Below are 19,968 nucleotides of genomic sequence, written 5' to 3'. Positions count from 1 at the left end.
TTATTATTATTAATGCCTGACAAAAATAATAAGTTTAAAGAAAATGTTTCTGGCGCGTTTTATGTCGACAAAGACTGTATTGCCTGCGACGCCTGTTGCCTTGCTGCTGTGGAGCATTTTGAAATTCATGAAGACGATGGCCATGCCTTTGTTAAAAAACAACCACAAACAAAGAAAGAAACAGAAGATTGCCAAGAAGCTTTAGAGGCTTGCCCCGTGGAGGCTATCGGAAGTGACGGCGAAAAGTAATTTTTTTTCTGTAACTCCTTGAAAAGGTTTTACAACACTTTTCTTTTCTAAAGGATACAGCAAGGCCATTTGAATAGTTTTATTAGGCCATTTTAAACTAATAGCTTGAGCATACAATTCTAATTGATTAAAAAATAGCTCGGTATTAGACGAACTACCAAATTTATAATCTATAACCCAAATGTTATCTTTCTCCTTTCCCCATAAATCTATTTTTCCCTCTATATTATATTGAGAAAAAAAACAAAACTGAAATTCCCATTCAATAAAACTATTTTTAACAATCTCTAAAAAGGGAAGCTTAGAGTCTTTTACTAAAAAATTTATTACCTCATCTAGTTGTTGTTCTGTAATATTATGCTTTGATAAATTATATAAAGATTTTAACTCTTTTACTACTTCTGCTGTATCTTCATTGCTTTTTAGCAAAAATACGAAATGCTCTAAAAGACTATGCCAATAAGTGCCCTTTACACCTTGCTCTACCATGTTCTTAAACTTCTGTTGTGTAGAAAAAAGATTGCTTTCTGTGTTATTGTTTTTGCCTTCTACTTTTTTTATAAACTTTTTTTCTGCTAAAAACTGCATAAGGTTACTAACCGTAAACGAGGCTAGCTTTAGCTCTTTTTTGTTTTCACTTTTGGCTTTGTTTTCACTTTTGGCTTTGTTTTCACTTTTGGCTTTGGTTTCGCTTTTGGCTTTGGTTTCGCTTTTGGCTTTGTTGCAAGCTGCCCTTGTTGATGGTGGTTTTTCTTCTGTAACAAGGCTTTTTATTTTTGTCGATGCTTTATTGTCTGCTTGTTTTTTTTCGGTACTTTTTAAAGTACCGAGCTCTATGTGGTTTTTTATAATATTATATTTTTCGGATCGAAATATTTTTTTATCCGGCGTTTTATCAAAGCCACTTACTGTGCTCCAAGAGTGTTTTTTTAAAAAATTTTCACACACCCCAGCCCAAGAGGATTGGTCCATGGTTTTAACGGCCTTTTTCTTTTCGTCTGCTTTCTCTTGGCCTGCTTCCTTTTCGCCTGCTTTTTTTTCGTCTGCTTTCTCTTCCTTTTTTTTGCAATCATCTACCCATGATAAATAGATAGATTTTGCAGCTCGAGTTAAAGCTACATAAAATAACCTTTCTTCTTCTTCCACTTCTAATTGGCTTTGTTCGGACATAATTTGCTGCCCATACATATTGTGTGCTTTTTTATCAGAAAAATTTTTTTTAAATGGACTGGTCCATGTGGTTTTTTTTTCGTCTACTACAAATAACTTATTTGCACCACTGTCTGTAGTCTTTTTAATTTTAGATTTTAAATTTATTAAAATAACATGATCGAATTTTAAACCTTTAGATTTATGAATAGTCATCATTTGTATTTGATTAGATAAAAAAATAGGCGCCGCTTCTGCTTCGGAGTCTAAATTGTCTAAATCAAAGTTGGTCACCCCACTGTTTAAAATATTAAAATTGCTAACTCTATTTTTTTGAACTAGCTGTACCAAGAACTTCCAAATATTAGCCTCTCGCCTTCCACTGGAATCATAAAATAAAGAGCTCTTAACAATATCGCTATTAGCAATAAAAAAATACAATGCATGTACTGCTCCCAGTTTGTGAAATTCTTTTACAGTCGAAAGTAAAAACAGCAAAGAGGTATGCTTAAAATGCTTTTTAAAAAAATAGCTATAATAGCTTTCTTTTGTGCTCTTTGCATTTAACTGCTGGATAGTGTCTGCAATCACCTGATCTTCCATAGCAAACCATGGACTTCGCAATAAGTGTAAAAAATTAACATTATCCTCTGGAAGAATAAAAAATCGTAGCAAAGCTTGTAAGTCTCTAACTTCATTTAAACTAAAAAAAGAAGCCTCTCCATGATAATAAAAAGGAAGGGATTGTTTTTTAAAAAATACAGAAAAAGCCTTTAAGGCAGTGCTCGTTCTTGCCAAAATAACTATTTCGTTAGCCTTCACTCCTTGCCGCAACAAGCTTTGAATATAATCATAGGCTGCTTTTAACTCTGCTTCTTTGTTGCTAACCGAGTTAAAAAAAATATTAGATGGGCTGCTTTCTACTTCTTTGTGTGGCAAACATTCATTAAACTCTCCATTAAATTGATTAAAAAAATCATTAAAAAAATAAACTAAGCTGGGTTCGGAGCGATAGTTAACCTTTAAATAACTAATTTGATTATTAGCTTTTGCTTTTTCTTCTTTGTCTTCAAAAACTTCTTTTCTAGACCCTCGAAAAAAATAAATACTTTGCTGTGGGTCTCCAACAATAGTTTGTTTGGCCCTACCTATTAAAGCAGAAAGCACCTTTTCTTGAGAAAAAGAGGTGTCTTGGTATTCGTCAATCAACCCGTAGTCCCACGCCTTAGAAAACTCTACCCCCAAGTGAGGAAATTCATTTATAGTTTTTAAAGTCAATAGCAAAAGGTCAGATATCGTAAGCTTTCCTTCTGCTTTTTTATACGCCTCTAACTTGATCCAAACTTCTTGTAGCAAACTTTCTAAACACAAGTGCATTTTTTCATTCCAATCCCACAATTGCTTTTGACTAGAAAGACCTTCGCTAGAAAAATTTTTTACTATCTTTTTTATATTTTCTGTAATTGCCCTATGAGCCTCTTTGCTGATATTTGATTTTTGATTATACCTTATAGCGGGAAATTCTTTTTGAGCTTGGTCACAGCAATCTGCCAGTGAAGTTAGTTTTTCTTTACTCAAAAAATCCACAGCCTGATTTACAAAATTTAATTGCCCTTGATAAAAGCTACTAAATGTTTCTTGCAAGTCTTCCTTTAAAGCGCTTAACAACTCTTGCCTTTGGCTTTCTAGTAATTGCTTAGCCTTTTTTATATAGCTTTGCCTTTGCACTTCTTTAGTGGCTGTGCCCACAGAAGGGTTTTCCATTTTAGCTATATAAAACTGTTGCATAATAGTAAATAAATCTTCAAAAGAGAAAATATTAAATAGTGGCAAGTATTTTTTGTTGTTTTGTGTGATAGTAAATAAATATTGTTTAATAATTTTTTTTAACTCTACATCTTCTACAATGTTAATAATTAAGGGATAACCTATACTAATTGCGTTTTTAGTTAAAAATTTAAAACATAGTGCATCTATAGTGGTAATTAATATTTTATCAGAACTTAAATAAGTTAAAAATTCATAGTTTCTATCTTTAGAGGCAATTTCTAACAACCTTTCTCGCAATTCTTCTGTCGCCTTTCTAGAAAATGTAGTTAAAACTATTGTCGGTTCTTTTTGAGTTTTCTTTTTACAACTTTGATAAATTTGAAACACCTGCTTAACAAGGCTTGTGGTTTTTCCCGTACCCGCCCCTGCTCGTATTACCTTTGTTGCTAAAATTTGTCTGCCGCTCGGCATAAGCCACTCCATTTGCATTTATTGCAGGTTTTACTAGTTGTTGTTTTGTCTTTTGGGTTAGGAGAAAACTTTCCGCTCAATATACTATTTATTAAAGACTCTACTTCTTTATCCAATTCTTTAAATAATTGTAAGGAGGATTCTTTATCTAGCATGCTCCTTGCCGAAATACTTTTTAAAAAATTAGAGTCTTTGTATTCTTTAACCCAAAAACCTTTTGCTTGTAAATCGTTAATTCCTAAATATACAGCCCCCAAGCAATCTTGTTTTTTTCCAGAAGCTTGCCATAGTCGATAGTATAAAAATAAAGATAAATCTCTTTTGTCTTTCCATGTGTTTACTCCTGTACGGCCGGCAACACTAGTTTTATAATCTCTAATAAAAATATTTTTTTCGTCACTATCTAGTCGATCTATCTTTCCACTAACCAGCAAACCTTCTTTTTTACTTGATAAGGATTTTGTGTCGTTATTTAAAAAATGTTTTTTATTTTGGCTCCAAAAAGCTTTTACAGGTTGCTCGACCAAGCTGGTAGTGAGGCTTGGTGACTTTATTTTTTGCTGCTTTTCTAATTCTATAAAATTTTTTGTAATAGCCCTTAGCTGTTCTTGCAAAATTCCCCAAGAGTTATCGTCTATTTTTAATTCTTTTTTTCTATGCTCGTTTAATTTCGAAAATAATAATTCTTCGTCACCACTTTCTGTAGTATTATTTATAACTATTAGCTCTAATAATTTATGAAACAACGACCCCTTTTTTAAAGGGTCTACATCTAAATCCCAATCTGGATTTTCTTGTAGTTTTAAAATTTTTTCTGAGAAAAAAATAAATGGGCATTCTGTATAACGACCAATATTTGTAATCGAAATAGAGGGTATGTCGATGGGTACTTCTTGCATGGGTAATATGTTTTTATCATATAGTATTCTAGAGCCCGTTAAACTTATACAATCACTTTGGCTTTCTTCTAATTTTTGCTTATAACTAATTTGATGTAAATCTCCATTGTTAAAGGTTGTTGGCAAAATATCGGCAAGCTTTAGCTGCTCTGTATTTCTACGAAAATATTCTTCTAAAAAAAAGGCCGAAGCCACCTGCTCCTTTGATTCTAAATTTACCGCCGACCAAGAACACACAATAACTTTATCTTTTAGCTGTAATATGTACTTTAATATAACCTCTAAAGGAACTCCCCAACTAGGGTCTAAAGAAATACCTAAGTCTTCTGAAACAGACAAGGCCTGAGAAAGAGATACCGTAGCATTTTTTGTATTTTTTAAAGCATTAAAAGATAGGTCGGATAAAATAATATATTCTTCTTCTAAGTGGTCACTGTTAGAAATATTATAACAAGAAAGCGCATTATCTTCTTCTTTTGACAAGGTTTGTGTTTTTTTAGACAAAAGGTCTTGAGCATACAACAACCAACTGTCTGCAGAAAGTTTGATAGAAAGCTCTCCTTGCTGCCTTAAAGTTTTGTACACCTGTTTCCACAAGCTTTCCCTTTCTTCTTCTTGTTTGTTATCCTGGCCCTCGCTAAAGAGGTCTAAACCTTCAGGCTTTTCTTTATCCGACCTCCAAAAAGAAAAGGCCCAATCTAAAAATTCTAATAAATTTATTTCTTTACTTTTACTAATGGGTTTTGTTAATAATTTTTTAGACCACGGCGTTTTTTGATAATTTTCTACAGAGTAAGTGTTAGAAAAATGATATTTAAAATCTTTATAAGAAATATCCTTTGTGCCTTCAAAGGCAAAAACCATTTCTAAATCGGCATAGGCTATGCTGCCCAAGGCTACTCTTAAGCGAGCCAGCCACAACATTAGGGTTTTGTTAGCGTGCAAACCCGAAACCATGGCTTTATTAAAGGCTATCCCCTCTGTTTTTAATTGTAAGGATAAGACTGGCCATAAGTACTCGATGTCTGGCGCTACTATTGCAATATTACTTAAACTTACCCCTTGGCTTAAGTGCTTTTTAACTTGTTTAATAATCCCTCTAATTTCTGCTAACTGATTGCTGTACTTTACAAAAGAAACCTTTGCGCCTTCTTTTAATACAGAAGAAGAAGGCCTTAACATTTTTTTATCGCTTTCTTTTAAGTGACTTTGATAAAAACTAATGTCATTTAATAATTTATAAACCCATAAAAAAGTATCTGCTTCGGGAAAGTTATGAAAGGCTGGGCTTAAAACTTTTACCTCCGTAACTTTAGATACTGCTTTAATGCAAGATGCCTCTAAAGCTTGCATTTGAAAACCAAGGTCAAAAATTATTTTCTTTCCTTTTAAAAAAGAAAATAAATGAAAGGCGTCTGCGGATAAAATGCCGGGAAGAAAGGAAGTAGAAATTATTTTTTTTTCTAGTAAATATTTCCAAGCCTTAAATGATAAATAAAACCATTTTTCTAAATGAGGGTCTGGATTATTTTTTAACCACTCCGAAAAATAATCCGTTCCTTGTGGAGAGGTAAAAATAGGTAAAAACGAACAAATGTGTGCAAATAATTGTTTTACATAACTTTCATTGCTAATTCCGTTTAAATCGTTTGTTGATAAAAATTGTCTTAGCATTGCTGTTATTAAAAAATCTTCTTTAATAACAAACTCTGGGTACAGCCTTTTAAACAAAAACTGCCAAAACTCTTGAGCCCGCATGACCGACCCAGAATGAACACAAGCACTGTCTTTTAACAATAACGCTTTTATTCTTTTTTTTAAGTTTAAATCAGACACTACCCAAATATCAATATCAGAATTAAACTGTTTTAAATGTTTTAGCCTGTCAAAAAAAGAATAAATAGAATCTTGTGGTATTTTATTCATATTTTCTCTTATTCATATTTTTCTTTTAAAAATTTTAAAAATGCTTCGGTTTTAACTTTTAAATCTTGTCTGCTAGAGTTGTTAAAAATAGTATAATCGGCCAGTTTTTCTTTTTGTAAAATAGGCACTTGCAAGCTAACTATTAAGTCGAACTGTTGTTTAGTCATGTTTTTTTCTTTTAATCTAAAAAAACAATTTTCTAAACTAGAGCTAACTACTAAAATACAATCATGCTCTGTGCTTTTTGATTTTTCAAAAAAAACAGGAGCTTCATAAAACAAGTATAAAGTTTTCTTTTTTTTATAAAATTCCTTGTAGTCCTGAACACTTTTTTTTAGCTCTGGATACAAAAGTTGCTCTAATTGTTTTAATTGATTTTTATTTTGAAAAGCAAGCTTTGCCACAGACTGCTTGTTAACCTCTTCTTCCTTTAAAGAAAAAATTTTAGCCATTTCTTTTTTAAAAAGACCTTTTTCATAAATCTGGTTAATAATACTGTCGGCACTCAACACAGGGTAAGCTTTTTGCTGCAAAATGCTAGCAACACTGCTTTTCCCACTACCCAAGCCACCTGTGATTATAATATTATACATCTAGCCACCTATGACCTTAGCCTAAACTTAAGTCTTATTTGCTGCCATTTATCTAAATATTTAATACGACTAAAGTATAAGTTCAATAAAAAGTTCGCCTATATAGCCTATTTAGAGGCAAATCCTTTAGATTTATAAAAAAAATACCGAATACTAAGATGAATAGGTAAGACTAAGATACTACTATGAAATATCAAAAAATTGGCCCTTATATTTTATTACAAAAAATTGCCTCTGGCGGAATGGCTGATATTTTTTTAGCCAAAAAAACAGGCCCTAATAACCTAAATAGCTTTTATGCTATTAAAAAAATTCTAGAAAAATATGCAAAAATGCCTGAGTTTCATAAAATGTTTCACGAAGAGGCAAAAATAACCAATGCTTTAAGCCTAGATATTCATAAAAATGTAATGACTTCGGCAGTTTACGAAAAATTAGGCAATCATTATATTTTTGTTATGGAGTACATTAAAGGCCTAAATTTAAAGCATTTTTTAAAGCTTGCAGAGCAAAAAGACAGCCCTCTTAATATTGGTGCTATTTTATATGTTATTGCCGAAATAGCCTCGGGGCTAGATCACCTTCACAGCTTAGTAAATCTCAAAACGGGACAACCGCTAAAACTAATCCATCGCGACATTAGCCCGCAGAATGTAATGATTAGCCATAACGGACAAATTAAAATTATTGATTTTGGTATCGCAAAAGCTTCTATTTTAGAAGAAACTCAAGCCGATGCGGGTATAAAAGGAAAAATGGCTTATATGAGCCCAGAGCAGGCGGCTGGAAGTTCTCTAGATAGCCGTAGTGATATTTTTTCTTTAGGAATTATGCTTTGGGAGCTACTTGCAAAAAAACGCTTATTTTTAGCAGACTCTACCATGGCAACACTAAGAAATGTAAGAAACTGTCAAATTCCAGACATTAGAACTTTTAATCCAAATATACCTCCAGAAATAGAACAAGTTTTAAAAAGAAGTTTAGCAAAAAAACCAGAAGACAGATACAAGAACGCTATAAGCTTGGCTCAAGATTTATATAAAATAATACAAAGCAAAGAAAATTTTTCTTCTTATGACTTTGAACATTTAACAAAAAAAGTTTATGCCGACGACATTGTAAAAAATAGACGACTTTTGGCAAAGTATATGAATATCTCTGCCGACGGAGACTCTGCTGTAGATATTACTTATTTGGGCTTAGATCATGATAAAATTGACAAAGAAAAAACACAAGATTTAAGTACATCAATAAATACCACAGAGCAAAGATCAAAAATAAATAAAGTTACAAATTTTTCAAACACAGCGGCTGCTGCAAACAAACAGGCTGACATAACCTTGAACTTAAGCCCTGTAACTTATGCTAAAATTCAATCTAGACAAAAACACTTAATGACTGTTAAACACAACACTTCTGTTGCCGCTGCCGTACCAAACAAGCCCAAGTTAAATAATGTTCCCCCTACTTATAGACAACCTAAAAGTTTTCAAAAACCCGCAAAAAACTCTCCTTTTTTTGGTATAGTTTTTAGTGCCTCTTTAGCCATTGCTGGATTTTTTCTTTTTTCTAGCGTAGAACAACAAAATGTGCTTTTAAACAAAGTGGCTCAAATAAAAAATTCTTTTATAACAAAACCCAAAGCTGTGCAAAACAATATCCTTACGCCTCCTATAGCACAAAATATTGCTGCTCCTGTTATTGCCGAAGCTAGCTTGTCTAAGCCTGCCGAAAGCGACAATTCTCCTACACTTTTAACTTACATTCATACAAAACCTGCCGGCGTAGAAATTTTTGTTAATGACAAGCCCATTAGTATATCCCCTAGTAATATTGTGTTACCAAAAAATAAAACAGTAAAAATAACATTAAAAAAATACAAGTACCATACAAAAGAATTTAAAATAAATACTAATTTACTTTTAACAAAAAGAAGAGCTCCTGCCTCTGTAAATTCAAAAATAATTATCAACAAACAAGAAGTTAAAGTTATTTTACAAAAAAAATATAGCTTTAACGATAATGATATTATTCAATAACTATACTTATTAAAAGGACCTTACAATTTACACTACTTTCATTAAAAATATTCTTATTTTTTATAAAAAAGATTGTAAAAAATCCAAACACAAAGCAAAGATTTTGTCGACATGGCTAAAAGAAAAAGGGAAGAAAACCCAACTTATTGAAAGCACTAAAAAACCAAAAACAACTGCTAACCAAGACCTTGTTGTTACTGTTGGAGGTGACGGCACCTACCTAAAAGTGGCGCAACTATTTAAAACCAATCCTATACCTAGTGTTGGAATTAACACGGGCTCTTTGGGGTTTTTAACACAAGTTTCTGAAAAAAAAATGAAAACCTTTTTTAATAAGGTCTTTGCAAAAAAAGCAGTTTTGCATAAGCACAATTTAATTAAAGTGAAAGTTAAAAACAGAGTGTTTTACGCTCTTAATGATGTTTCTATCGAACGCCACAACTTAAGCAATTTACTATCTTTAACTGTTAATTTGTTTAAGAAAAAAATTTACACCATAAGGGCCGATGGAATTATTTTGTCCACTGCCTTGGGTTCGACTGCATATAATTTAGCTGCAGGAGGCCCTATTTTGCACCCCTCTTTAAAAAATATCTCTGTTACCCCTATTGCTCCCCATAGCCTAACGGTACGGCCCCTTGTTTTAAATGATGATTATCAAATTGATATTCAAATAAAAAAAACAAAACATAAAAATAAAAAAAAATCTACACTTAGCATTGATGGAAAAAGGTATTGCATACTTAATGAAGACGATAATATCTCTATTAGCAAATCTTCTTACCAGCACCACAGCTTAAAAGATCGCAATTTTAATTACTTTTCTATATTAAAAGAAAAGTTTAATTTTGGAGAAAGAATATAAACTATTTAAAAGATAAAAAAAATTGATCTAGCTTATAAAGTTGAATGTTTTTATCTACTACAGATAAAACATGGGGTGTTTTTTTCCACTCTCCTAAGTTAATTGCATATTTTTCTTTTCCTGAAGCTTGATACTGGTATAAATCGGCCACATGTACATGCCCGTTGATAAAAATATCTACTTCTTCGTTTTTGCATTTAACTTCTGCGTAATTACGCAACATTTTGCAAATGTTTTTTTCATACAGCTCTTTTTCTATAGGTTTTTTATTTAAAAAAGATATTTTGTTTTTTAAAGAGCTAAGAAAACTTAATAAAGAACCTAGATAAAATACAAAAAACCCAGGGCACATTCTAACCCACTGCTTAAAACTTTTAGAATTAATTATTTTTTTCCATTTAAGATACCAATAATCTTCTTGATTAATTAAATCGCCATGTTCTATTTTTAAATTTAAACCATTAAGGTAAAATGTTTGTGGGCAATTATAAGTGATTATATTTTTTTTATTTTTAAAATAATTATTTATATATAAATCATGATTGCCTTCAAAATAATGCACTTTTGTTCCCTGCTCTGCAATATTTTGTAGCAAAATTACCACTTCAGAAAAATGATTAAAAAAAATAGATTTATCAGAAACCCAAAGATCAAAAATATCACCCACTAAAAATAAATGGTCTACATTTTTTGATTGCAAAATAAATTTTAAAAATTTTAAAAAGTGAATATACTCTAAGCTCTGATGTTCTTTTAAATGAACATCAGATACAAATAATAGTTTCATATAAACTCAAATTTTATTTGTCTAAATCAACCCACTTCTTTTTAAAAGAAGCCCAGTCTAAGCCCGTTTTGAAAGGAGATTTTACCACTTTTTTAGCTATGTCTTTAACTATATCAATAGGGTGGTTTTCTTTGTCGTCGTCTAAGTTCATGCTTAATTGTTCTTTAGAATTTAAATGTGAAGCTCCCGAAGCTTCTATATCAAAAGATTTTGCTTTTTCTAATAATAATTCGCGCGCATTTACTTTTTCTTCAGAAGTCGCATTATTTTCCACAGCTTTTTCTATTGTGGGGTCTACCTGCACCTTTCCGCCTTCCTTTGCCGAGCTATTAGGTGGAAAACTAGAATTAGCCCCTGGCATTTCTTCTGCAGGACTTTTTGAAAAATTCGCTTTTGGCATTTCTTCTGTTGGGTTTAAAGGCGTGCTTGCCAATTTAGCTTTAGCAAAATTTTGTGCCATGTTTTCAATGTTCGTATTGTTGTGATTATTTGGCGAAGAAGCCGCAGTAGCCGCAGCATAAGAATGCGTATTGTAAGATATTGAATGATCTTTTTCTTGAAACCCTGTAGCCACAACAGTTACAAAAATTTCGTCATCTTTAACATTTTCGTCAATAACAGAACCAAATATAATTTCTGCACTTTCATCGGCTGCATTAGAAATTAAAGAAGCCGCTTCGTTAACTTCCCACAAAGTTAGGTTAGAGTTTCCTGTAATATTAATAATTACTCCCGTTGCCCCATCAATAGATACATTTTCTAGCAATGGCGATTTAATAGCGGCTTGCGCTGCTTCGACAGCTCTTGATTCTCCCGAACCTACACCGCTTCCCATTAAAGCCACACCTCGTGACTGCATTACTGTTTTAATATCTGCAAAATCTAAATTAATTAAACCTTCTACATTAATTAAATCAGAAATACTTTTAACCGCTTGTAAAAGTACAGAATCTGCTTTTCTGAAAGTTTCTAATAAAGGAGTTTTTTCATTAGCAATCGTTAATAGTTTTTGGTTAGGAATAACAATTAAAGTATCTACATTAGACTTTAATAACTCTATTCCTCTTTCTGCATTTTTTGTTCTTTTTTTACCTTCAAAAATAAATGGCTTAGTTACCACACCTACTGTTAAAATTCCTAACTCTTTGGCAATGCGAGCAATAATCGGAACGGCACCAGTGCCTGTCCCCCCTCCCATTCCAGCGGTAATAAATAACATATCATGCCCTGCTAGCATGTCTTTAATTTCTTCTTCTGATTCTAAGGCAGATTGTTCGCCCACTTCGGGGTTAGCTCCTGCCCCCAAACCTTTAGTTATGGATTTTCCTAAATAAATTTTAGAACTTGAAGGATTACTATCTAAGGCTTGTCTATCTGTGTTAGCAACTATAAATTCCACACCTTGTAGATTATCCCCTAACATAGTCTTAATAACATTACCTCCGCCACCACCAACGCCTATAACACAAATTTTAGCGCCAGGAGTCTCTAAGGTACTTTGTGCAATTTCAAACATAAGCTATTTTCCTTATTAAAAATTTTATAGAGCTTAATGATGCCCATATTTTATTAAATAATGACGCACTTATTAACAACAAGCAAGCCTTCTAAACAAAGGACTAGTCTGGCTTAATGATAAGAAACAAAAATTTTATTAACAAACCTAGCGTCTATAGTTCGTGCTTTGTAAGAGTGTTGCTCTAAATACTTTAATACTTGATTAATTTTTTTTATAGTACTTTTTAAATTATTATTTTTTTCTAAAGCTAAACTTTTCCAATTTAATTGAATTTTTAAGTAAGGTTGTTCTAAAAATAAATGTGCTTCTTTGTTTGAACTATAGCGAACAGTAGCAATTTTATTAGCAAATGACGGAAAACGAAATAATTGAAAAATAAAATCTAAAAATTGTTGTTTTTGCCGCTTATTACTTGGCAAGCTTCCTGTTAAAATGGGTTCCGAATACACTTTTTTGGTATTTGTGCTTAGTAGCTTTCCGTTGCTTAGTATTTTATATAGTTTTCCACCTTTGCTTAAATGTAAAAAAAATTTTGGGTTTAAAGTAAAGTTTACTTTTAAAGTATTTGGAAATTTTTTATAAAATGTTAAGTTTAAAAAAATTTTTTCTTTTTTTAGTAAGCTAAATACATTTTTAAAGTTTAAAAACAGTAAAGATTGTCCTATGTAAGGTTTTAATAATTTTTTTATTTTATTTTTATACTCTTGCTTTGTGTAAATAAACTCTACCTTCTCTTTAAACGGCTTAGCTGGAGGTAAAATACTTATTTCTACAGTTTTTAAACGAAAAAAATAAAACATACTACTTAGCGTAATACTAATAGCTAAAACCCAAAAAAATAGCTTCCCTTTTTTTTTAATCCAACTCATACTTTGTACTATACTATAATTTTTTAACAGAAAACCAGCTTTTTATACCTTTATGATAAATAAACTTTTTGTATTTCTTACTTGCTTAACTTTAGTTTTTTTATTCCTCTCTAAAGATGTAAATAAAATACTAGCTTATCAATTTTTAATTAATAATATAGATAGTCTAAGTAAAGTTGGTAAAAAGAAAGAATATATAAATAAATATAGACTCTTATTAAAAAGGGAAAAGCAATTATTAGAAGAAAAACAATTTTATAAGCAAATTTATATTTTATTAAAAAAAGATTTACAAAATTTAACCAAAAAGAAGATCCTTCCCAAAGAATGGTATAATATAAAAAGTATAGAGTGGAGTAACAAAACGGTTAAAAAGTACCTTAGCTCTGTTATACATTCAAAAAAAGAAGGAAAATATCATTTACAAATAAATACCTATTTATTAAATGATGATTACTCGGCGCTAGTAACACAATACAATCTTACAAACATTAAAAATAAAAATTTGGTTTGGGAATTTTCTAGAACTTTTAGAATCAAGTAGAAAGTCAGACCCCTCCAAAAAAAAAAGCCAGCTAAATAAATAACTGGCTTAAGAAAAAAAATGTTGGCACCGTGCTACTCTCTCACAGAGTTGCCGCTGCAATACCATCGCCGCTAGTGGACTTAACTTCTGAGTTCGAAATGGATCAGGTGTACCCCCACTGCTATAAGCACCAACAAAAATAAAAACTATATAAATTATTAAATATTTTGTAAACTCAAGTCATTTTTAGCAGGGTAATAAAACGAAAATAAAGTCTCACGACCAATTAGTACAGATCGGCTAAACAGATTACTCTGCGTACACCTTCTGCCTATCAACCTCCTAGTCTCGAAGGAGTCTTTAGGGGGCATAAAGCCCCAGGGAAAATTTATCTCATGGCTGGCTTCCCACTTAGATGCTTTCAGCGGTTATCCAATCCGAACATAGCTACCCTGCAATGCCATTGGCATGACAACAGGAACACCAGAGGTTCGTCCAACCCGGTCCTCTCGTACTAAGGTCAGCACCATTCAATTTTCCTGCGCCCACGGAGGATCTGGACCAAACTGTCTCACGACGTTCTGAACCCAGCTCGCGTACCTCTTTAATTGGCGAACAGCCAAACCCTTGGGACCTGCTTCAGCCCCAGGATGAGATGAGCCGACATCGAGGTGCCAAACACCGCCGTCGATATGAACTCTTGGGCGGTATCAGCCTGTTATCCCCGGAGTACCTTTTATCCGTTGAGCGATGGCCCTTCCACTCGGGACCACCGGATCACTTTGACCTGCTTTCGCACCTGCTCGACTTGTAGGTCTTGCAGTCAAGCTCCCTTATACCAATATGCTCAATGCCCGGTTTCCAATCGGGCTGAGGGAACCTTTGTACGCCTCCGTTACTCTTTAGGAGGCGACCACCCCAGTCAAACTCCCCACCAGACAGTGTCCCTCACCCAGATAATGGGTGCAGGTTAGAATTCAAGAACAATAAGGGTGGTATTTCAAGGGTGACTCCACAAAAACTAGCGTTTCTGCTTCAAAGTCTCCCACCTATCCTACACATATTGATCCTAAATTCACTGTCAAGCTAGAGTAAAGGTTCACGGGGTCTTTCCGTCCTTCCGCGGGTACTCGGCATTTTCACCGAGAATTCAAGTTCGCTGGGCATCTGGTTGAGACACCGGAGAAGTCGTTACGCCATTCGTGCAGGTCGGAACTTACCCGACAAGGAATTTCGCTACCTTAGGACCGTTATAGTTACGGCCGCCGTTTACCGGGGCTTCAATTCAAAGCTTCGCCGAAGCTAACTCCTCCTCTTAACCTTCCGGCACCGGGCAGGCGTCAGGCTGTATACGTCGTCTTGTGACTTTGCACAGCCCTGTGTTTTTGATAAACAGTCGCTACTCCCTGGTCACTGCGACCTTCCAAGGCTTCGCCTGTAAAAGACTACACCCTAGAAGGCACACCTCCTTCCGAAGTTACGGTGCCAAGTTGCCGAGTTCCTTAACCAGTATTAACCCAATCGCCTGAGAATACTCATCTCACTCACCTGAGTCGGTTTACGGTACAGGTAATTTTAACAAACATCGAAGCTTTTCTAGGAACCATAGTTTCAACCACTTATGAAGACAAAAGTCTTCTCGCATTCACGCCTAGGAGTAATGTAGTACGGATTTGCCTATACTACCTCTTGCACGCTTACACCTGAATCCAATAACAGGCTGGTCTATCTTAGTCCGTCCCTCCTATGCCTAACGCTAAAATTAGTAAAGGAATATTAACCTTTTATCCATCGACTACGCCCGTAGGCCTCGCCTTAGGTCCTGACTAACCCTGGGAGGATTATCCTAGCCCAGGAATCCTTGAGTTTTCGGCGGCTAGGTTTTTCACCTAGCTTTATACGCTACTTATGTCAGCATGATCACTTCTAGTTCGTCCAGCTGTCCTCACGGTCAACCTTCAGCCTATACTAGAACGCTCCTCTACCGCACAACAAAAATGTTGCACCCGTAGCTTCGGTGGTAAACTTAAGCCCCGTTGAATCTTCCGCGCAGAATCACTAGACTAGTGAGCTATTACGCTTTCTTTAAAGGATTGCTGCTTCTAAGCCAACCTCCTAGTTGTCTGAGTAACTCCACCACGTTTTCCACTTAGTTTACACTTGGGGACCTTAGCTGACGATCTGGGCTCTTTCCCTTTTGTCATAGGACCTTATCACCCCATGACTGTCTCCTGATCTAGTTATCACCGGCATTCGGAGTTTATCTGGGTTTGGTAATCTGGTAAGACCCCTAGCCCAATTAGTGCTCTACCTCCGGGATAAAAAATCAAGGCTATACCTAAATATATTTCGAGGAGAACCAGCTATCACCTAGTTTGATTGGCCTTTCACCCCTAACCACAAATCATCCAAAAATATTTCACCATTTACTGGTTCGGGCCTCCACTGAATGTTACTTCAGCTTCACCCTGTTCATGGTTAGATCACCAGGTTTCGGGTCTATTCCCGCAGACTAACGCCCTATTCAGACTCGCTTTCGCTACGACTACACCTAACGGCTTAATCTTGCCTACGAAAATAACTCGCTGACTCATTATGCAAAAGGTACGCGGTTACACTTATAAAATAGTGCTACCACAGCTTATAGGCTTAGGGTTTCAGGTTCTATTTCACTCCCCTTTCGGGGTTCTTTTCACCTTTCCCTCACGGTACTTGTTCACTATCGGTCACTAGAACATATTTAGTCTTAGACGGTGGTCCGCCCAGATTCCCAACGAATTTCTCGTGTTCGATGGTACTTGGGATACTCTTCAGAGATTTTATTTTTTCGCTTACGAGGCTATCACTCTCTTTGGCAGGTCTTTCCAGACCCTTCTGCTAAAATAAAATTTTGTAACTCTGTGAAGTGTTTCTGGACACTTCTAAAAGTCCCACAACCCTTAATATACAACGACCAGAATCTTGACATATACTAAGTTTGGACTGTTCCCCGTTCGCTCGCCGCTACTAGGGGAATCTCTTTTGATTTCTGTTCCTGGGGGTACTGAGATGTTTCACTTCTCCCCGTTCGCCTCTTAAAGTTATGTATTCACTTTAAGATATCATGTTAATGATGGGTTTTCCCATTCGGAAATCTCCGGATTAAAATGTGTGTGTGCCACTATCCGAAGCTTATCGCAGCTTACCACGTCCTTCATCGCTTTCTAGTGCCAAGGCATCCGCCCTAAGCCCTTAGTAACTTTATAAATTAATTTTTTTTATAGATAGGCTTAATTAAAAACCCATCTTTTTATACCCTGCTAAAAATCACTTGAATTTACAAAAATATTTAATTTTCAAAGAACATAGGCTGTATTAAATTAGTAGATTAATCAGATATTCTTGTCTTTTCATTACCACCACTTAAAAAAATGGTGGGCCTGAGAAGACTTGAACTTCTGACCCCACGCTTATCAAGCGTGTGCTCTAACCAACTGAGCTACAGGCCCCTTTGTTCGCTCAAAGCTGAATAGTGGAAAAGAAGGCTGACCTAAAATTGCTAAAAAACAATCCTTAAAAAGGAGGTGATCCAGCCGCAGGTTCCCCTACGGCTACCTTGTTACGACTTCACCCCAATCATCAATCACACCTTGGGCGCTTGCCTCCCGAAGGTTAGCTCGGCGACTTCTGGTGTAACCAACTTTCATGGTGTGACGGGCGGTGTGTACAAGGCCCGAGAACGTATTCACCGCGGCATGCTGATCCGCGATTACTAGCGATTCCAACTTCATGGAGTCGAGTTGCAGACTCCAATCCGAACTGAGAACGAATTTATTAGATTTGCTAAACCTCGCGGTCTCGCTTCTTTTTGTATCGTCCATTGTAGCACGTGTGTAGCCCTGGCCATAAGGGCCATGAGGACTTGACGTCATCCCCACCTTCCTCCGACTTAACGCCGGCAGTCTCTTTAGAGTGCCCAACTAAATGCTGGCAACTAAAGACAAGGGTTGCGCTCGTTGCGGGACTTAACCCAACATCTCACGACACGAGCTGACGACAGCCATGCAGCACCTGTATAGAGGTCCGAAGAAAACTCCATTTCTGGAAGTCGTCCTCTATATGTCAAGGCCAGGTAAGGTTTTTCGCGTTGCATCGAATTAAACCACATGCTCCACCGCTTGTGCGGGCCCCCGTCAATTTCTTTGAGTTTTAATCTTGCGACCGTACTCCCCAGGCGGAACACTTAACGCGTTAGCTCCGGCACTGATGGGGTCAAACACCACCAACACCAAGTGTTCATCGTTTACGGCGTGGACTACCAGGGTATCTAATCCTGTTTGCTACCCACGCTTTCGGGTCTCAGCGTCAGTAATGAGCCAGATGGCCGCCTTCGCCACCGATGTTCCTCCTGATATCTACGCATTTCACCGCTACACCAGGAATTCCACCATCCTCTCTCATACTCAAGTCTAACAGTTTCAAAAGCACTTCCTGGGTTGAGCCCAGGGCTTTCACTTCTGACTTATTAAACCGCCTACACCCGCTTTACGCCCAATGATTCCGAACAACGCTTGGACCCCTCGTATTACCGCGGCTGCTGGCACGAAGTTAGCCAGTCCTTTCTTCTTAGGTACCTTCATTTTTTTATTCCCTAAGAACAGAGTTTTACGACCCAAAAGCCTTCATCACTCACGCGGCGTCACTGCATCAGGGTTTCCCCCATTGTGCAATATTCCCTACTGCTGCCTCCCGTAGGAGTCTGGACCGTGTCTCAGTTCCAGTGTGACTGGTCATCCTCTCAGACCAGCTATGGATCGTCGCCATGGTAGGCCTTTACCCCACCATCAAGCTAATCCAACGCAAACTCATCCTCTGGCGATAAATCTTTAATCTTAAAGTCCGAAGACAAAAAGATATTATGCGGTATTAGCCAGCCTTTCGGCTGGTTGTCCCCCACCAGAGGGCAGATTATCCACGTGTTACTCACCCGTGCGCCACTCATACTCGCCCCGAAAGGCTTTCCTCGTTCGACTTGCATGTATTAGGTACGCCGCCAGCGTTTGTCCTGAGCCAGAATCAAACTCTTCAATTAAAATCAAAAAATTTAATCTAAACTAAATTAATTAAACGGGTAAGTAGAACTTAATCTACTTACTAAAATATAACAAATTCCCCTGTAAAAAACAGGAGAATCCTTCTTTTCTATTTCACTATTCAGTTTTCAAAGAACAAAGACAACCAGACTGTTATATAAAAAAGCGTCTTTCGAGTCAATAGCCTTTTTGAATTATTTTTATTTTATTAGGAGGGTGTTTTTTTAAAATTTTAGGGCAAAAAAATTTTGCTTTTTTTGTTCCAAAAATGTGCCTGCTACAAGAGGGTTTATCGCTTTAGCTTAGGGTCTAGAGCGTCTCTTAACCCGTCCCCCAAAAAGTTAAAGGCCAACATGGTAAAAAATAGCATTATTCCCGGAAATAGTATCAAATGGGGATAAGTGCGCATAGAGCGCCACCCTTCGCTAGCCAAAACCCCCCAACTGCTAAACGGCGGCTGCAGGCCTAGGCCGATAAAGCTTAAAAAGCTTTCAAATAAAATATTAGAAGGCACCTGAAAGGTTATTAAAACCATAATTGGCCCTAAAATATTAGGAATAATGTGTTTTAGCACAATGCGAAAAGAGGAGAAACCCAAAGCTTGGGCAGATTCCACAAAAGCCAAGCTTTTTGCTTGCAAAACTTGCCCCCTTACTACTCGGGCTAAAGACATCCAACCCAAAATACTTAAGGATAATAAAATGCCCGACAAAGCTCGAAGTTCTGGGTTTTCAAAAGTATTTAAAGAATCGAAAATTACTTTTACTAAAATTAAAAGCACCAAGGTGGGAATAGAATATAAAACATCTACAAAACGCATCATAATAGAATCTACCCAACCTCCAAACCAACCCGAAATAGCCCCGTAAACAACCCCCCCTATTAAAGAAATTATGGCTGTTACAATGGCAATGGTTAAAGAAATTCTAGCTCCGTAAATAAGGCGAGAAAATAAGTCGCGGCCCAAGCTATCTGTTCCTAAAAAAAATGTACTACTGGGGGGAGATAAAATAAAATCAATATGCTGTTTATCAAAAGAATAAGGGGCTACATAATTAGCCAATAAACCTATGATGAATAAAAAAATTATTAAAAAAAAAGAAGCGATGGCTGTTTTGTTTTTTTTAATTTCTTTGCTAAAGTTTTGCCACGGGGTTCGGTTTGATGCGCCCATGGTTTCCGTTTTTAAGCTCACTTTAATTTGTCCTTATTTTAATTTTAATAAAAATTGTGC

General features: G+C 35.6%; 11 protein-coding genes, 1 tRNA gene and 3 rRNA genes. 4 read left to right on the top strand and 11 right to left on the bottom strand.

What is annotated here, in order from left to right:
- The first annotated feature begins 12 nt into the window (after positions 1–12).
- Positions 13–249, top strand: a complete 237-nt coding sequence (locus tag HAW63_02430) for a ferredoxin (protein MBE8162824.1) — start codon at positions 13–15, stop codon at positions 247–249.
- On the opposite strand, the gene HAW63_02425 is transcribed toward HAW63_02430, so the two are convergent.
- The 3 genes from HAW63_02425 to coaE are packed head-to-tail and all read right to left on the bottom strand — an operon-like array spanning position 202 to position 7,057.
- On the bottom strand, positions 202–3,639 hold the full coding sequence (locus tag HAW63_02425) for a UvrD-helicase domain-containing protein (protein MBE8162823.1): 3,438 nt from the start codon (positions 3,637–3,639) through the stop codon (positions 202–204). The two genes, HAW63_02430 and HAW63_02425, sit on opposite strands and share 48 nt — an antisense overlap.
- Complete coding sequence (locus HAW63_02420; protein ID MBE8162822.1) at positions 3,615–6,464, bottom strand: PD-(D/E)XK nuclease family protein; 2,850 nt, start codon at positions 6,462–6,464, stop codon at positions 3,615–3,617. The genes HAW63_02425 and HAW63_02420 overlap by 25 nt, the downstream gene beginning before the upstream one ends.
- Positions 6,465–6,472: 8 nt before the next feature.
- Complete coding sequence (coaE, locus tag HAW63_02415) at positions 6,473–7,057, bottom strand: dephospho-CoA kinase (protein MBE8162821.1); 585 nt, start codon at positions 7,055–7,057, stop codon at positions 6,473–6,475.
- Positions 7,058–7,242: 185 nt separating this feature from the next.
- Here coaE and HAW63_02410 point away from each other — a divergent pair, with 185 nt between their 5' ends.
- The gene (locus HAW63_02410; protein MBE8162820.1) at positions 7,243–9,096 is read left to right on the top strand and encodes a serine/threonine protein kinase; all 1,854 of its coding nucleotides are present in this window, start codon (positions 7,243–7,245) and stop codon (positions 9,094–9,096) included.
- Positions 9,097–9,199: 103 nt separating this feature from the next.
- A complete protein-coding gene (locus HAW63_02405) occupies positions 9,200–9,961 on the top strand; it encodes an NAD(+)/NADH kinase (protein ID MBE8162819.1) in 762 nt (253 codons plus the stop codon).
- A 1-nt stretch (position 9,962) separates the two neighbouring features.
- Here HAW63_02405 and HAW63_02400 read toward each other — a convergent pair whose 3' ends face one another.
- The 3 genes from HAW63_02400 to HAW63_02390 form a co-directional block, all read right to left on the bottom strand.
- Entirely contained in the window at positions 9,963–10,748 is a 786-nt protein-coding gene (locus tag HAW63_02400) for a UDP-2,3-diacylglucosamine diphosphatase (GenBank protein MBE8162818.1), read from the bottom strand.
- A 13-nt stretch (positions 10,749–10,761) separates the two neighbouring features.
- Positions 10,762–12,264 carry a cell division protein FtsZ gene (gene ftsZ, locus HAW63_02395; GenBank protein MBE8162817.1) on the bottom strand — a complete coding sequence of 501 codons (1,503 nt, stop codon included), beginning with the start codon at positions 12,262–12,264 and terminating at the stop codon, positions 10,762–10,764.
- 113 nt (positions 12,265–12,377) lie between these two features.
- Entirely contained in the window at positions 12,378–13,136 is a 759-nt protein-coding gene (locus HAW63_02390; protein MBE8162816.1) for a hypothetical protein, read from the bottom strand.
- A 52-nt stretch (positions 13,137–13,188) separates the two neighbouring features.
- Between HAW63_02390 and HAW63_02385 the strand changes: the two genes are divergently transcribed.
- A complete protein-coding gene (locus HAW63_02385) occupies positions 13,189–13,680 on the top strand; it encodes a hypothetical protein (GenBank protein MBE8162815.1) in 492 nt (163 codons plus the stop codon).
- 61 nt (positions 13,681–13,741) lie between these two features.
- Here the strand turns inward: HAW63_02385 and rrf are convergent.
- The 5 genes from rrf to HAW63_02360 form a co-directional block, all read right to left on the bottom strand.
- Positions 13,742–13,857: ribosomal RNA gene (gene rrf, locus HAW63_02380) — 5S ribosomal RNA — on the bottom strand.
- A gap of 70 nt (positions 13,858–13,927) precedes the next feature.
- Positions 13,928–16,906, bottom strand: a 23S ribosomal RNA gene (locus HAW63_02375).
- Positions 16,907–17,073: 167 nt separating this feature from the next.
- A tRNA-Ile gene (locus HAW63_02370) sits at positions 17,074–17,150 on the bottom strand.
- A gap of 64 nt (positions 17,151–17,214) precedes the next feature.
- Positions 17,215–18,732 (bottom strand): 16S ribosomal RNA (locus HAW63_02365).
- Together the 16S, 23S and 5S rRNA genes with 1 tRNA gene alongside form the textbook arrangement of a ribosomal RNA operon.
- 291 nt (positions 18,733–19,023) lie before the next feature.
- Positions 19,024–19,908, bottom strand: coding sequence for an ABC transporter permease (locus HAW63_02360; protein MBE8162814.1), 885 nt, complete (start codon positions 19,906–19,908; stop codon positions 19,024–19,026).
- Positions 19,909–19,968: the final 60 nt, after the last annotated feature.

The organism is Pseudobdellovibrionaceae bacterium (assembly GCA_015163855.1).
Classification (GTDB): domain Bacteria; phylum Bdellovibrionota; class Bdellovibrionia; order Bdellovibrionales; family UBA1609; genus JAAOIH01.
Note: the sequence above shows the minus strand (reverse complement) of the source record. Positions and strands in the feature narration are given on the sequence as shown.

Coding starts and splice junctions, on each gene's coding strand:
- HAW63_02430 (MBE8162824.1), top strand. CDS start 13: ATGCCTGACAAAAATAATAAGTTTAAAGAAAATGTTTCTGGCGCGTTT.
- HAW63_02425 (MBE8162823.1), bottom strand. CDS start 3,639: ATGCCGAGCGGCAGACAAATTTTAGCAACAAAGGTAATACGAGCAGGG.
- HAW63_02420 (MBE8162822.1), bottom strand. CDS start 6,464: ATGAATAAAATACCACAAGATTCTATTTATTCTTTTTTTGACAGGCTA.
- coaE (MBE8162821.1), bottom strand. CDS start 7,057: ATGTATAATATTATAATCACAGGTGGCTTGGGTAGTGGGAAAAGCAGT.
- HAW63_02410 (MBE8162820.1), top strand. CDS start 7,243: ATGAAATATCAAAAAATTGGCCCTTATATTTTATTACAAAAAATTGCC.
- HAW63_02400 (MBE8162818.1), bottom strand. CDS start 10,748: ATGAAACTATTATTTGTATCTGATGTTCATTTAAAAGAACATCAGAGC.
- ftsZ (MBE8162817.1), bottom strand. CDS start 12,264: ATGTTTGAAATTGCACAAAGTACCTTAGAGACTCCTGGCGCTAAAATT.
- HAW63_02390 (MBE8162816.1), bottom strand. CDS start 13,136: ATGAGTTGGATTAAAAAAAAAGGGAAGCTATTTTTTTGGGTTTTAGCT.
- HAW63_02385 (MBE8162815.1), top strand. CDS start 13,189: ATGATAAATAAACTTTTTGTATTTCTTACTTGCTTAACTTTAGTTTTT.
- HAW63_02360 (MBE8162814.1), bottom strand. CDS start 19,908: ATGGGCGCATCAAACCGAACCCCGTGGCAAAACTTTAGCAAAGAAATT.